Here is a 14,793-nt window from a genome sequence, read left to right on the forward strand (position 1 = left end):
TATGACACAAAACTTTGGCAAAATCCGCTTGTTGATCGTTGAGGACAATGTTTCTCTGGCTGAAAATCTGTTTGAGTACTTTAATGAGCCACCGTTTTCACCCGACTTTGCATCTGATGGTCTAACTGCACTGCATCTTCTCGCCACCAATCAGTACGATGTCATCGTATTGGATGTCATGCTGCCGGGTATTAACGGTTTTGAAATTAGCCACCGAATACGCCATGACCTGCGTCGCAGTACGCCCATTATCCTGATTACGGCCAAAGATCATATTGATGACAAAACGCAGGGCTTTAATGCGGGCGTAGATGACTATCTGGTCAAACCCTTTGACCTCAAAGAACTAAGCTTACGCGTGCAAGCCTTAGCGCGTCGTAATAGCGTTTCTTCCGATCCATTACTGCATTTTCAAGCAGTCAGTTTTGACCCCGATACTTACACTGTATATGCGCAACAGCAAGCGGTTGGTACGCTTACTGGCTACAGTGCGAAGATATTTGAATTACTGCTGCGAGCCTACCCCAGACCAGTAAGTCACGAGCAACTCGTTGAGCAAGTATGGGATGGCCGGCCTACAGAACACCATACTGTGCGCACACACGTCTATGCTCTACGCAAACAACTGACTGAGTTCACACAACAGCCATTAGTGAAAACTCTGCATGGCCGTGGTTATATTTTGCATACTGCTGAGTAATCTATGAAAAGCATCGCCTCTAGAATTTATAAAGCACTCTTTGCGCTGTCTTTGATCAGTATGCTGGTCACGGTCATCACAGTGCTGCTTACCAATGAAAATCTTGAGGATGTGCTCTTAGGCTCACAAGCGGATCATATTCCACCGGAGCTGCTCAATGCGCAGCACCAACAGAACCTGTTTATTTGGGATGGCGCACTCAATAAAATCGCCTTTATTCCTGCCGGAACACCCATACCTGATGAGTTACCAGCCCCTTTCACTCCCTCTACTGTGCATAAAAAGGATGAGGTAGAGTTAGGCAATCAAACCTACCTCATCAATGTAGAAGTCACTGATCAGGGCACCCTCTATTGGGCTCGCAACATTACTGCTTTTGAAGAACGTGAAACCACCTTATTGATTTCGGTCGCTCTTATCATGGCAGGCATGGTGATACTAAGCTGGCTGTTAGCCTACTTGAGTAGTCGCAAACTGATTGCCCCACTTTCGGCACTTAGTGAACAAATTGCAGCGCTGTGTCCAGGCAAAAAACTACCGCCCTTAGACCTGAACTACCAAGATCGTGAGTTGCACCACATCGCCATGACCATGAACTTATTTCTAAGCGAAATGGAAGCATTCATCGAGCGTGAGCAACAATTGCTCAGCCTTGCCAGCCACGAACTACGCACCCCCATTGCCGTGATTTCTGGCGCATTAGATGTGATTGAACGCCGTAATCAACAACAGGCCAATGACTGCCAAACACTATTACGCATTCGCCGTGCATCGGTTGAAATGGCGGATAACGTAGACGCCTTGCTGAAACTGTCGCGTCAAGACACTCAAGATTTGCCCATTGAGCACATTAGCTTGGCAGAGGCTGTACGAGTCATCATTCAAGACACCTCGCACTTCTATGACACCACTCAGCGCGTCACCGTGCAGGCCCCCGCCTCTGAGGTTTACATCGTCAGCAACCCCGTTCTGGTGAGAATCTTGCTGCGTAATGTGATTCATAATGCTCTACAGCACACCAATGGCCCTATTACGGTCACTATGGAACACACTCACATTGCTATTTGTGATCAAGGCTCTGGTTTACCTGTAAGCAAACTGTCTTCCCTCCCGCCACAAAAAAACAGTAGCGGCTTAGGTCTGTACATCGTGACACTGCTCTGTGAGAAACTGGGCTGGACTTTACACATACAGCACGACGCCAATGGCCATTGCGTCTACATACATTACGCTGACGCCAGCCCACAAGGAACAAAGGCCTGTTGTTAAACAGGCCTTTGAGTGGTTTATAGCGCTTTTAATATCTGCTCTACCGTTGCTTTGGCATCCCCAAAGCACATGAACGAATTCTCGTTATAGAACAGCGGATTCTGCACACCGGCATAACCGGAATTCATTGAGCGTTTGAACACAATCACGTTTTGAGCTTCCCACACATGCAATACCGGCATGCCAGCAATGGGGCTGTGCGGGTCAGTAGCGGCGGCTGGGTTCACCGTATCGTTAGCACCGATCACCAACACCACATCCGTAGTGGCGAAATCATCGTTGATTTCGTCCATTTCTAACACAATGTCGTAAGGTACGCGGGCCTCAGCCAACAATACGTTCATATGCCCCGGTAAACGCCCCGCTACAGGGTGTATACCAAAGCGCACCGTTACCCCTTTTTGGCGCAAAAACTCGGTGATCTCAGACACCGCATTTTGTGCGTGTGCCACGGCCATACCGTAGCCTGGGGTGATGATGACAGAACGCGCATTTTTCAGCATATCGGCCACGTCGGCAGGCTGAATTTCGCGGTGCTCGCCAGTTTGCTCGGCGCTATCTGAGGCTCCACTTTCGGTGCCAAAGCCACCCGCAATCACCGATAAGAATGAGCGGTTCATGGCTTTACACATGATGTACGACAAAATCGCACCCGACGAACCCACTAACGCCCCCGTCACAATCAACAGATCGTTTTCTAGCATGAACCCAGCCGCCGCCGCTGCCCACCCAGAGTAGGAGTTCAGCATAGACACCACTACTGGCATATCCGCACCACCAATAGAGGCCACCAAATGCCAGCCAAACGCCAGCGCAATCAGCGTCATCAACAGTAATGCAATAGTTGAGCCATCAGCACTCACAAACGCCAATAGCAGCAAGAACGCGACCACCAACGCAGCCAAATTCAGCTTATGTTTATGCGGCAACACCAAAGGCTTGCTGGAAATACGGCCATTTAACTTGCCAAACGCCACCAACGATCCTGTGAAGGTCACAGCACCGATGAATACGCCCACAAACACTTCTACTAAGTGAATGGTGTGCATATCTGGGGACACGCTGTCGGCATTAGCGTAGCTGTTATAGCCCACCAATACAGCGGCCAACCCCACAAAACTGTGCAGTAATGCAATCAGCTCAGGCATCTGGGTCATTTCTACGCGCTGTGCACGAATCAAACCAATACCTGCACCAATTAGCATGGCCAAAATAATCCAGCCAAAACCAGACGCTTGATCGCTGAAAATGGTCGCGATCAACGCCAGCGTCATGCCAGCCACACCAAAGTAATTACCGCTACGTGCGGTTTCCTGTTTAGACAAACGCGCCAAACTCAGGATGAACATCAATGCTGCGATGATATAAGCAGCTGTTACTAGACCTTGAGACATTTCTTTTCCTTTTATTTGTCTTTACGGAACATCTTGAGCATGCGGTGGGTCACAAAAAAACCGCCGAAAATATTGATGCTAGCAATCAAGATGGCAATAAAAGCAAGAAACGACACCCAACCATTGCCTTGGCCTATCTGCAATAAAGCGCCCACCACAATAATGCCGGAGATCGCATTGGTCACTGACATTAATGGCGTATGCAGAGAGTGCGTGACATTCCAGACTACGTAATAGCCCACCACGCACGACAGCACAAACACAATCAGGTGATTCAAAAATGCGGCGGGTGCATTCGCGCCCAACCATAGGAAGCACAGCCCACCTACGCCCACAGCCAGTAACTTCTTCCACAGCGCCATAGGTGGTGCAGCAACGGTCTCTGTCGGTTTAGCGACTTTAGCTTGCGTAGGTGCTGCCGACACTTGAATAGGTGGCGGCGGATACAGCAACTCGCCTTGGTGACAGACCAGCATATTGCGCAGCACTACATCCTCTTGGTTCAGCACCGCCACACCATCTTTAGCGGGGGCCAACAACTTAGCCAAGTTCACTAGGTTAGTGGAGTACAACTGCGAGGCTTGGCCTGCCAAACGATTGGCCAAATCGGTATAACCAATCACGGTCACGCCATTGGCTGTAGTAATGGCTTCGCCTGGCACAGTGTATTCGCAGTTACCACCCGTTAACGCGGCCAAATCCACGATCACCGAACCCGCTTTCATGCTGTCTACCATCTCGCGAGTAATCAGTTTAGGGGCTGGCTTACCTGGAATCGCTGCTGTCGTGATGATGATATCTACCTGCTTCGCCTGCTCGGCAAACAGCTTCATCTCGGCAGCGATAAATTCATCACTCATGGTTTTGGCGTAACCATCACCACTACCCGTATTTTCTACAGGAATATCCAGTTTCAAGAACTGGCCACCCATGGAAGTAATTTGCTCCGCCACTTCTAAACGCGTATCGAAAGCTTTCACTATCGCACCTAGCTGGCGTGCAGCACCTATGGCAGCTAAGCCCGCTACGCCTGCGCCAATCACCAAGACCTCGGCGGGAGGCATTTTTCCAGCAGCGGTAATTTGGCCTGTAAAAAAGCGCCCAAATGCACTGGCAGCTTCTACTACTGCTCGGTAGCCACTGATATTCGCCATGGAAGACAACGCGTCCATCGCTTGTGCGCGAGAAATACGCGGCACCATATCCATGGCCAACACCGTAACTTGTTTTTCTTGCATGCTCTGCAATAACTCGGGGTTTTGGGCGGGCCAAATAAAGCACACCAACATGGTGCCGGGTTGTATAAGCTGTATTTCGTGGGAAGTAGGCGCATTGACCTTATAAATCAATTCGCATTCCCATACGCTGCTTGCATCCGCTACCGTTGCGCCAGTAGCGCTGTACAGCGCATCGTCAAAACTGGAGGCTTTTCCTGCGCCAGTTTCTATCACCACATCAAAACCCAGTTTCAGTAGCTGCTCCACACTTTTAGGTGTAGCGGCCACTCGTGTTTCACCGGGTATTGTCTCCCTGGGTATCCCTATTCTCATCGTTATCATCCTTATGCGGTGAGCTATACCTATTGATTAGGCTATTAAAATAATTAACGATTTTTTGTGTGCGATAAAGTCTTTTGCTGCGCGATACGAACATCACCCCTATAACAGCACATATCTACAACTAAAGTGTTGTGTAATGACCAAGAAAAACCCCTGTTAACCGTAGGCTAACAGGGGTTTGATGAAAATAGCTTATTGACTGACTTAGAACGGCAATCGGTATCCGGGAGACACTTGCTCTAGGCTGTAGCGTGTACCAGTTTGAGAACGCACCACCAATCGCTTACCTTGCTGACGTTCGATGATAAATCGATTCGTGAACAACGGATCATCTGGCTCAACCGCCAAACCATTGGATTCCAAGGTTTGCAGCACTAAAGCTTGGCCATCACGCACCCAACATCCGGCTTCGGACAAGCCTTGAGACGGTTGGCGTGGGCGTTTCACTTGCTCGGTGTACAGCATTTGGCCATTCGCCTGCAACGTCACCAAGGTGCGTAGCTCGCCTTGAATACCTTTTTCGTTACGCTTGCTCAACCAGTTCCCGATCACAGGATCTTCAGGGCTCGCTGGTGTACACGCGACAGGACGCGTTTCCACTGGCGTAGTAGGTTGAGTCGTTGGTGTTTCAGTAGGCATAGTCACACAACCGGCCAAAACCAGTGTTGCTAAACCTGCTAGGTAATTCATCCCTTTTCGCTTCATCTGTGCGCCCGCACGCATAATTCACCTTTGCGAATACTGTGTTGAACAGAGCACTATCTCTGTGTCCTAGCAAAATATTCTACCTCAGCTAATAGGCTTTGCCTGCCCTCTATGGGAATTTCTCTACACACTGTGGGCACCTACATTTTGTTACCCTAGAGAGGCCTTGGGTATTTCTCTGTAGGTAGCTAAAACATTAACCACAGAGAGGGCTAAAATAGGACACTAGAAAGCAGACTCATGCCTGTAAAATAGGCATGATTGAATCTCTATAGCCAGTGTGCTGGCATTTGCCACCACGCCACTGCCTATGACTTACACGCAAGGAGTAGCCACACTATGGCCACAGCAAAAAAAGCCAGCAGTACCACCGCTAGCAAAGCAGCGGCTACCAAAAAACCTGCCAAATCTGCCGCAAAAGCACCCGCTGCAAAGCGTGATGTGAACCCAGCAGGTTCTTGGCCGTTTCCTACTGGTAACCGCCCATAAGGTAAGACCACAAAACATCTGGGCCAGCACATCACGACTGGCCCGTGTTTTTTGACCTTCTGGATCTACCCTTTCTGCTTTTTCTTCGCTCTCTGCCATGTTCACTGATATTTTGTACTTTATTGCGAATATTGCCCTCAGCTTGCTGGGCATAGCTTTTGTGCTTCGTGCATGGTTGTATGCCATACGCTTGCACCCCTTTAACCCTTATTCCCAAGCCATTTTCAAAGTGACTGATTGGGCGGTACTTCCCTTACACCGATTCATCCCCAATCAACAATACGTAGACTGGCCAAGTCTGGCAGCCGCCTATATTGTGGCCTACGTACACGTCGCCTTGACCTTGCTGCTGCTCACCGATGCAGGTTTGTTTGTACCGGGAGACTTCTGGCTACGCGCCTTATTGTCTGCCGTGTTCACGGTGGCTGGCTGGATTGCCAACATGGTGCTGTGGGTCACATTGATTCAAGCTCTGCTGTCTTGGATCAACCCAATGGCGCCTGTCATGCCTATACTCAATACGCTGACAGCACCGTTGCTGAACCCAATACGTAGACTGTTGCCACGCACTGGTGCTTTTGACTTCTCGCCATTGGCACTGCTGGTACTGGCCCAGATCTGCATCTTTATTTTGGGCAGACTAAAACTAGGTGTTTTCGCTGGCGCATTCTAAGTGCTTAGCCCGCTGTAACGTCTCATCAAAAAGCCCGCTTCTGCGGGCTTTTTGATGCCTAGATTAATGTCGTCATGCTACTGCCGCGTGCCTATCCCATGCCAAAGCACTGTTTTTATCCAAACAGTGCTTTTTGATACGTTCACTAGGTGTTAGCTCGAAACGATCTACAGCACGGTAAAAACGCGGCATTTGATACGACGCCAGCTTGTTGGTTGCCCACTCTATTAGCGTGCCCCACTCCACCGCGCTGTTGGGCCTGAACTTCACATACAACATGATTTCTTGTTCGCCAATTTCGCTAGCCACCCCTACCGCTGCAGAGGCTTCTACTGCATCATGCTCAGCGAACACTCGCTCAATTTCCCATGCCGAAACGTTCTCACCACGTACGCGCATGCTATCGGTTTTTCTACCTACGAAAAACAGATCACCATCCCCATCACGCCACGCTGCATCACCGGTGTAGAGCTTGCCCTGTATTAATGCTTTTTGTGTAGCTTCTGGATTATGCAAATACGCTGGTAAAAACACACCCTCTAGCGGGCTGGACAGCACCATCTGGCCTATTTCACCTTCACCTACTTCTAGACCTTCGTCATTCAGTAGTTCTACCTGAATCCACGGCAACGCCGTACCTATAGAACCTGGCTTTCCAGATGCATTAAAGGTGGCAAAACTGGAGCATTCGGTCATGCCATAGCATTCGCGTAGCTCGCAGCCTAACTGCTCCTGCACGCTTTGCCAGGCATTTTTTGAAACGCCAGCTCCCCATGCCGTTTGAATGCTCGCGCCTTCTGGTACTTCGTCTTGCGGCAAGCGCACCAGAATATCCAGAATGCCGCCCAGATAATGTAAATGGGTGGCTCTGGCTGCTTGCCATTGCGACCAAAAACGACTGGCTGAAAAACGCTTCACAATCAGCAGGCAAACACGCTCTAAGAACGGCACCAACAACATCTGTGCGCCCCCGATGTGACATAAGGGCTCCCACAAAAACAAGCGTGCACCTTCTTTAACACCTGCAACTTGAATAGCCGCTTCACTGGCTACGCGCATCATTCTATGGGTGAACACCACACCTTTAGGCGCACCGGTGGTTCCCGATGTGTAGATGATGCATAAGGTGTCCGATGGCGCTATAGCAGGGTTCTGCAACACCGCATCACTCGCTATCTGTATCTGCTGCAGTTCTACCCAGTTCTCTGCACTGACTCCGGCATCGGCCAGCACCTCGGCAAACTCAGCTTCCGCAATAATTAAGGATGGCACGGCGTGCTCTACGATGTAGCGCACGCCTGGCCCCTTCACTTTGGTATTCACGGGAATCCAAATCACCCCAGACAACATCAGTGCATACAGCAACGCTATATGCTCGGCTGTGTTGCTCAGCATGACCGCAACGCTATCCCCTTTTTTGATGCCACGCGCCGCCAACCATTGCTGGAATCCCGCTACCTGTTGCCCCAACTGTTTTCTAGAAAGCGGCACAGACTCAAACTCAATCACATCTTGTTCAGCGGTTTGCGTCAGCCCTCGGTATAAAAGCGGCACCACATCCCATTGATCATCTTCTATACGTTTTGCAAAATACTGCTCAAAACCGTTCATAGTCCACTACGCCTGTTTTTGAAATAGGAAGAAATTGAAATCACTGCGGTCACCACAATCAGCAATACCGTCGATACTGCTGCCAACGTAGGCGTTACCGCCAACTGGATGTCATCCCACATTTGTTTAGGCAATGTGGTGTTGATACCGCCGCTCACAAAAATAGCGATGGTCAGGTCATCAAAAGACACGATGAACGCAAACAAAAACGCTGACGCTAAACTGCCGGCCAATAAGGGCAAGATCACCGTACGTAGACGCGCCATTACAGATGCACCCAAAATACGAGCAGCATCATCCAAGCGCCAATCAAACAGTCGTAACCCTGCCGATAACGTGACCACGGCATAAGGCAGCGCCAATACCGTATGGCCAATCACCATCCCCAGATCCGTGCCCACTAAGCCTGTGCTGGCAAACAAGTACAGCAACCCGATAGCAATCACAATACGTGGCACGATTAACGGTGCAACAAACACCCCAAACAGCAGCTTGGTCCACTTGGAAGGCAATTTAGTCAAGGCAAAGGTAGCCCCAAAACCCAACACCACCGCCAGAAATGCCGTCGTCAGCCCTATACCAAAAGAACGAATCACCGCAGCTTGCCACACAGAAGAGTTAAAGAACTCTTTAAACCAGCGCAGGCTAAATAGCTCAGGCGGGAACGCCACGACAGCATTCTTCGTAAACGCAATGGGCACCACGATAATGACGGGCAGCACTAAAAACAGCAGAATCAGCCAGGTATAACCACTAAGTGCGCGATTCGACGAAGACGAGGCTGGCGAGGCGAGCGGCAAGAATCTATCCAACCGTTGACCTATAAACAGCAACAGTTTCAGCATCATTCCAGAGCCAGACTTACTACTGCGTTTAGCCTCGGCACCTGCTAAGGACGTCAACCCCACCATGCGGTCATACACGTAGAACACCACAATGGAGCACAACAGCAGCACCGTTGATAACGCCCCAGCAAACTTCAGGTCAAACAGCTCCAGTACGGAAGAAATCACCAACTGGGCAATCATGGTTTCGCGTGGCGTACCCAGCAAAGCAGGCACAATAAAGAAGCCCAAGCTCGTAATGAATACCAACAGCCCGGCAGCAGCCACACCGGGCATAGAAAGCGGCAAGAAGATGGTCAGAAAACCCGTTGCCCTACCGGCGCCCAAGGTTTCAGCGGCTTGGCCTAACTGCCTACTAATACCTTGCATAATAGGTAGCATGGTCAACACGGCTAAGGGCAACATGGCATGCACCATACCCACTAGCACGCCTGACAACGAAGGCATCAATGACGCACTGCCATCAATTAACCCCAAGGCTTCGGCCACGCTGGTCAATACCCCACTACGTGACATCAGCAGCATCCATGCGTAGGTTTTCACCAGATAACTGGTCCAAAACGGCAGCATAATCCACAGCAACCAGCGGTTCCTGCGGCGCTCATTGAAGCTACTCAGTAGCAGCGCAATGGGATAACCAAACACCACTGAGAACACAGCGGTTAAGACGGAAATACCAAAGGTTGTCCACAGCACTTTGACGTATACCGGCGTTTCAAACAGTCGTGCAAACTGCTTAACGCTGAACTCGTCCTCGGCTGACATAAATCCGCCCTGCAGAATTTGCAGTACCGGTAATAGAAAAAAGACACCCAAAAAAACGATGGCGGGCAAGGCTGGTAGCCATACCCGTAAGTTTTTTCGCAGTTTGGATGGTCTAGGCTCACTTAACGAGAGCGTCGCAGCCCTATTGTTCATGACTTGCTCCTACTGCATCAGCACACTGGTAGAGGCCACATCCCAACGAATGCCCACCTTGTCACCCAAACTTGCGGCATGACGTCTATGGCAACGAACACTGAACAACTCGTCAGAGTCTGCCATCCCATCCAGCTTCACGCGTGCGCGTATCTCTGAACCCAGAAACACCATTTCTGCTACTGTGCCCTGCACGAAACCGTCTGCAGGTGTGACTAGCTCAGCCATTTCTGGACGTACCAGTAACGTAGACGCCTCGTGGTGGTGGTTCGTCGGCACATAGGCCGACTCTACTGACAGGTTGTATGCACCCGCTGCAAAGCTTTGCGTGGCTGTCATACGCCCATCTAGTAGGTTGGACTGCCCAATAAAGTCGGCAGCGAAACGAGAACAAGGGCGGTCGTACAGCTCTTGTGGTGTACCCAGTTGCTCAATACGAGCTTGATTCATCAAGCACACACGATCACTCATGGTCAACGCTTCGTCTTGATCATGGGTCACATAAATAAAGGTGGCACCTAAATCATCGTGTAAACGGCGGATTTCCAACTGCATGTGTTCCCGCAGTTTTTTATCCAATGCACCCAGAGGCTCATCCAGCAGCACCACGGATGGACGGTAAGCAAAGCATCGCGCCAGCGCTACCCGTTGCTGCTGCCCACCCGATAACTCTTTAGGCAAGCGTTTGGCGTAGTCGCTCATCTTGACCATTGCCAATGCATCCTCTACGGCAGAGTTCAACGCTGCGCCTTTGACTTGTCGCATACGCAAACCATAGGCAACGTTGTCCCACACATTCATATGCGGAAATAAGGCATAGCTTTGGAACACCATCCCTATGCCGCGCTGACCTGCCGCGGCATGGGTGGCATCTTTCCCATCAATCAGTAGCTGGCCACCGCTAGGGTCTACCAAACCGGCAATCATCATCAACAACGTGGTCTTACCCGAGCCTGATGGCCCTAGCAAGGTCAGGAACTCACCCGCCTTCACTTGCAAATCTGTAGGCAACAGAGCGTCCGTCTCGCCATAACGTTTAGCGAGACCTTTAGTTTCCAACTTGTACATACCAGAGACTCTTAAGAAATAATCCAGTTGTTAAAGCGCTCCGTCACTTCTTGACGGTTCGCGGCCCACCACTCAGGACTTGGCAATGCCATGTTTGTAAAGTTCTGTGGTGCGCTAGGAAGGATTTCTGCCCGTTCTGGAGAAATAAACTCAAACGCTTCTTGGTTGGTAGGCCCATATGCCAGCTCATCGGTGAACAAGGCTTGGCGCTGTTTGTCGGCACAAAAACGCACAAACTGTTTGGCAATGTCAGCGCGTGGTGTGCCACGAGGAATCCCCCACCCTTCAATGGAGTACAACCCTTCATTCCACACGATTTTGACCGGTGCCTCATTATCTATAGCTGCTTGAGCTCTGCCATTCCATGTAGAAATCATGTCTACATCACCGTTTTGGATGGCTTGCATAGCTTGTGCGCCAGATGTCCACCAAATAGCGATATGCGGTTTGATCTTATCTAGGCTACGGAAAGCACGGTCTACATCCAGTGGATAGAGTTGATCCATCGGTACGCCATCCGCCATGAGCGCTTGCTCTAAGGTATCAAGCGGATTACGACGCAGCGAGCGACGCCCTGGAAACTTCTCTACGTTCCAGAAATCAGCCCATGTCTGTGGGCCTTGCTCACCGTACTTGTCGGTTCTATAGGCCAATACCGTGGAGTAAATGTCCACACCCATCCATGTAGACGTTAGCGCCTCTGGAATCAACCCCGGCACGTCGGCTAACGTAAAGTCCAAAGGCTCCAGCAAATTCTGCGATTCCAAATATGGAATGTCTGCCGACAAGGTGAGTGTGGTCACATCCCAAATATAGTTTTTGGTCTGCACGATGGCGTTAATTTGGGCCACTGGCTGCGCCTCACGCGCCACGTTCACTACACGTATACCCGTTTCTTTTTCAAACGGATCGTAAAAGGCTTTACGGTACGCTGCAGAGTACGGACCACCAGGGTCAGCAACGATAAGTTTTTGGTCTTTGGCCCACGCGCCTAAGCTAGTCCCCGCCAATGCCAAACCGCCTGTGGCTTGTAATATTCGGCGGCGCATCATACTTTTAGGTGTATCCATGTCTCTCTCCAGTGCACTCGTTTAGTGGTTCTTCACAGCACAGCCACAACTGATTTTTAGGTATGTAGACTAGTGTGTGGCTTTACGATCTCTACGCACTTTGAAGAACTCTTCCATCATGCGTACAGGTTCACCACTGGCATACGATTCGGCATGTAGGCGTGTGGCGGCATCCATTGTTTCTGCAAAACTGGCTGCAGACATTTCTCTAAAGCGCTGCTTGTTCAAGCGCATCGCAACAGGCGGCTTAGCGCCCAACTCTTGGGCTACTTCCATCGCTTTAGCAAACACTTGGTCTTCGGCAACCAAGTGGTGAATCAAACCAATACGATGGCTTTCATCGGCTTCCATCATGCGGCCAGTCAAGGTGAGCTCAATGGTTCTAGACATGCCCAACATCAAATTCATGATCCACGGCCCGGTCACGCTCGCAATACCGGAGTTAATTTCAGGCTGGCCCATTTTCACGCCCGCGTGTGCAACACGTACATCACCCAATAAGGTGACTTGGAAGGCTGAACCTGCTGCGGTACCGTTCAACGCCATCACTAATGGTTTTTGCAGATTACGCAGCACATCGTAAAAACGTTCCCAAGACTGAATCCATACCCCTGAATCACTGACGTCAAAGTTTTGCGCTTCTTCCAAATCTTGGCCCGCGCTAAAAGCACGATTGCCTGCACCCGTCATGATCAATGCGCGAACACTGTCATCGTGATCAAAGGTTTTTAGCGCCTGCATAATTTCTTCGCGCATCGCGCCATGCCATGCGTTTAGCTTCTCTGGTCGGTTCAAACGGATCACTGCAACATTGCCAACTTTTTCTGTCTCGATAAACTTATTGCTCATAAAATAACCTTTTATTGCATAGCGATTAATTATTAGTGAAAACAATGATATTTTCTTAGCAAAAGTAAAAAAACTAGGGAAATCCATTAACAAAGACATATTCTTTCCCTGATGCATAAAAGGAAAAACATCAACAACACATAAAATTTCTTCTATAACAAGCACATAAGCACATAGACTTTGGTTTCCGTTGAAAACAGAAAAACCGCATGTTATTGTTATGCGATAAACATTTACAAACACTAAAACATGACTGTGAACTCTTCCCAAACTGCTGCTCAGTCCCCAAAACGTCGTCGTGCCGTCAAAGCCCCTACCGAGTCGTCACTGTTCGTGAACTCAGTAGAGAAAGCATTTCGTGTACTGGCAGTGTTCAACCATAAACATCGCAAACTGTCGTTATCGCAGATTGCTCAGCTATCCAAGCTGGACATCAGTGCTACGCAGCGCTTTACGTTTACGCTGCAGCATTTAGGCTTTTTGACGAAAGATGAGGAATCCAAGCTCTATGAGCTGTCGCCTCGTATGCTGGATCTGTCGCATCAGTACATTTCTTCTAATGACTCAGTAAGTCGTGCCACACCGTTTTTGCAGCAACTGGCCATAGAGACAGAAGAAACCGTCAACTTTTCCACGCTAGATAACACTGAAATTGTGTATTTGCAGCGTATTGTGAGCCGTCACGTACTGACACCTGAGGTGATCGTAGGTACGCGCCTACCGGCTTACTGTACGTCTTCAGGGTTGGCCATGCTGGCCGCTCTACCTACCGCTGAAGCGGAAGCTATTTTGGATGCGTCTGAGCTGGTGCCCTATACACAGCACACCATCTACGACAAGCCTAGCATCCTGAAACGCTTAGCCGACATACGCATGAAGGGGTATGCGCATGCAGAAAATGAGCTGTATCTGGGGGATATTTCCACCGCTGTGGCGATTGTGAATTCCGACAATAGGCCTGTAGGTGCGATCAATATCGCTGTGTCACTATCGCGCTGGAAAGGTCCAGACGACGAGCTGCGCATCGCCTCGTTACTGATAGAAGCTGGACGCGCTATTTCCAGTAGAGAATAAAAAACGGGACACTATGTAGTGTCCCGTTTTTTGTGACTGCTGCCGTATTAGTACTGTGCAGGAGCAGGTACCACACGAGTTGGACCTGTGCCGCTTAGCAACTGTACACGTTGACCAGGTACAAACTGGATATCTGCCTCTTGGGCGATAACGCGAGTTTCACCGTTATCCAAACGTACGGTAATTTCCAAACCATCGGTTTTACCTACGCGGTTTTCAATGGCATTACCCAACAAGCCGCCCAATAGCGCACCACCAATAGTTGCCAACGTTTGGCCACGGCCACCACCTATCGTGCTCGCAGCAACGCCACCAATCGCAGCACCAGCCCCCATACCTACGCCAGAGCTATTTTCGTCTTGAATGATGATAGGACGGCTAGAAATCACCGTACCCATACGCACAATTTGTTCGCGTTGGGCTTGCCCATAGGTATACACATTGCTGGATGCGGATTTATTGGCACAACCAGCCAAAAACACCAAAGGAGATACGGCCAAGGCAACCGCAGCAAAACGTCGTGCTGCGCCTTGTTTTGTTGCTAGACTAATCATAGGTACTCCATTATT

At 49.9% G+C, this 14,793-nt stretch carries 14 protein-coding genes; 5 read left to right on the forward strand and 9 right to left on the reverse strand.

Annotated elements, in window-relative coordinates:
• Position 1: 1 nt before the first annotated feature.
• The gene (locus ACLO87_RS12000; RefSeq protein ID WP_135863053.1) at positions 2-700 is read left to right on the forward strand and encodes a response regulator transcription factor; all 699 of its coding nucleotides are present in this window, start codon (positions 2-4) and stop codon (positions 698-700) included.
• A 3-nt stretch (positions 701-703) separates the two neighbouring features.
• Positions 704-1,969, forward strand: coding sequence for a sensor histidine kinase (locus ACLO87_RS12005; RefSeq protein ID WP_430223829.1), 1,266 nt, complete (start codon positions 704-706; stop codon positions 1,967-1,969).
• A gap of 17 nt (positions 1,970-1,986) precedes the next feature.
• On the opposite strand, the gene pntB is transcribed toward ACLO87_RS12005, so the two are convergent.
• The 3 genes from pntB to ACLO87_RS12020 all read right to left on the reverse strand — a co-directional run bounded on the left by pntB (position 1,987) and on the right by ACLO87_RS12020 (position 5,627).
• Entirely contained in the window at positions 1,987-3,363 is a 1,377-nt protein-coding gene (pntB, locus tag ACLO87_RS12010) for a Re/Si-specific NAD(P)(+) transhydrogenase subunit beta (protein ID WP_430223830.1), read from the reverse strand.
• A gap of 11 nt (positions 3,364-3,374) precedes the next feature.
• Positions 3,375-4,913 (reverse strand): Re/Si-specific NAD(P)(+) transhydrogenase subunit alpha, encoded by a 1,539-nt coding sequence (locus ACLO87_RS12015; RefSeq protein WP_430223831.1) that lies wholly within the window; start codon positions 4,911-4,913, stop codon positions 3,375-3,377.
• 213 nt (positions 4,914-5,126) lie between these two features.
• Entirely contained in the window at positions 5,127-5,627 is a 501-nt protein-coding gene (locus ACLO87_RS12020) for a hypothetical protein (RefSeq protein ID WP_430223832.1), read from the reverse strand.
• A gap of 339 nt (positions 5,628-5,966) precedes the next feature.
• On the opposite strand from ACLO87_RS12020, the gene ACLO87_RS12025 reads away from it, so the two are divergent.
• Together ACLO87_RS12025 and ACLO87_RS12030 are read left to right on the forward strand one after the other, a co-directional pair.
• Positions 5,967-6,116, forward strand: a complete 150-nt coding sequence (locus ACLO87_RS12025; RefSeq protein ID WP_168246827.1) for a hypothetical protein — start codon at positions 5,967-5,969, stop codon at positions 6,114-6,116.
• A gap of 97 nt (positions 6,117-6,213) precedes the next feature.
• Positions 6,214-6,789 (forward strand): YggT family protein, encoded by a 576-nt coding sequence (locus ACLO87_RS12030; protein WP_135863041.1) that lies wholly within the window; start codon positions 6,214-6,216, stop codon positions 6,787-6,789.
• A gap of 72 nt (positions 6,790-6,861) precedes the next feature.
• On the opposite strand, the gene ACLO87_RS12035 is transcribed toward ACLO87_RS12030, so the two are convergent.
• From ACLO87_RS12035 to ACLO87_RS12055, 5 genes are all read right to left on the reverse strand, one after another.
• Complete coding sequence (locus tag ACLO87_RS12035; protein WP_430223833.1) at positions 6,862-8,400, reverse strand: class I adenylate-forming enzyme family protein; 1,539 nt, start codon at positions 8,398-8,400, stop codon at positions 6,862-6,864.
• Positions 8,397-10,163 carry an ABC transporter permease subunit gene (locus tag ACLO87_RS12040; RefSeq protein ID WP_135863038.1) on the reverse strand — a complete coding sequence of 589 codons (1,767 nt, stop codon included), beginning with the start codon at positions 10,161-10,163 and terminating at the stop codon, positions 8,397-8,399. Before ACLO87_RS12040 ends, ACLO87_RS12035 begins: the two co-directional genes overlap by 4 nt.
• 9 nt (positions 10,164-10,172) lie before the next feature.
• Positions 10,173-11,231, reverse strand: coding sequence for an ABC transporter ATP-binding protein (locus tag ACLO87_RS12045; RefSeq protein ID WP_430223834.1), 1,059 nt, complete (start codon positions 11,229-11,231; stop codon positions 10,173-10,175).
• An 11-nt stretch (positions 11,232-11,242) separates the two neighbouring features.
• Positions 11,243-12,301 carry an ABC transporter substrate-binding protein gene (locus ACLO87_RS12050; RefSeq protein WP_430223835.1) on the reverse strand — a complete coding sequence of 353 codons (1,059 nt, stop codon included), beginning with the start codon at positions 12,299-12,301 and terminating at the stop codon, positions 11,243-11,245.
• A 69-nt stretch (positions 12,302-12,370) separates the two neighbouring features.
• Positions 12,371-13,150, reverse strand: coding sequence for an enoyl-CoA hydratase/isomerase family protein (locus ACLO87_RS12055; RefSeq protein ID WP_430223836.1), 780 nt, complete (start codon positions 13,148-13,150; stop codon positions 12,371-12,373).
• A gap of 249 nt (positions 13,151-13,399) precedes the next feature.
• Between ACLO87_RS12055 and ACLO87_RS12060 the strand changes: the two genes are divergently transcribed.
• Positions 13,400-14,224 (forward strand): IclR family transcriptional regulator, encoded by an 825-nt coding sequence (locus ACLO87_RS12060; protein ID WP_430223837.1) that lies wholly within the window; start codon positions 13,400-13,402, stop codon positions 14,222-14,224.
• Positions 14,225-14,271: 47 nt separating this feature from the next.
• Here the strand turns inward: ACLO87_RS12060 and ACLO87_RS12065 are convergent, their stop codons facing one another.
• The gene (locus ACLO87_RS12065; RefSeq protein WP_135864283.1) at positions 14,272-14,778 is read right to left on the reverse strand and encodes an outer membrane lipoprotein; all 507 of its coding nucleotides are present in this window, start codon (positions 14,776-14,778) and stop codon (positions 14,272-14,274) included.
• Positions 14,779-14,793: the final 15 nt, after the last annotated feature.

It is taken from the genome of Paenalcaligenes sp. Me52, assembly GCF_050487965.1.
In the GTDB taxonomy this organism is placed as follows: domain Bacteria; phylum Pseudomonadota; class Gammaproteobacteria; order Burkholderiales; family Burkholderiaceae_B; genus Paenalcaligenes.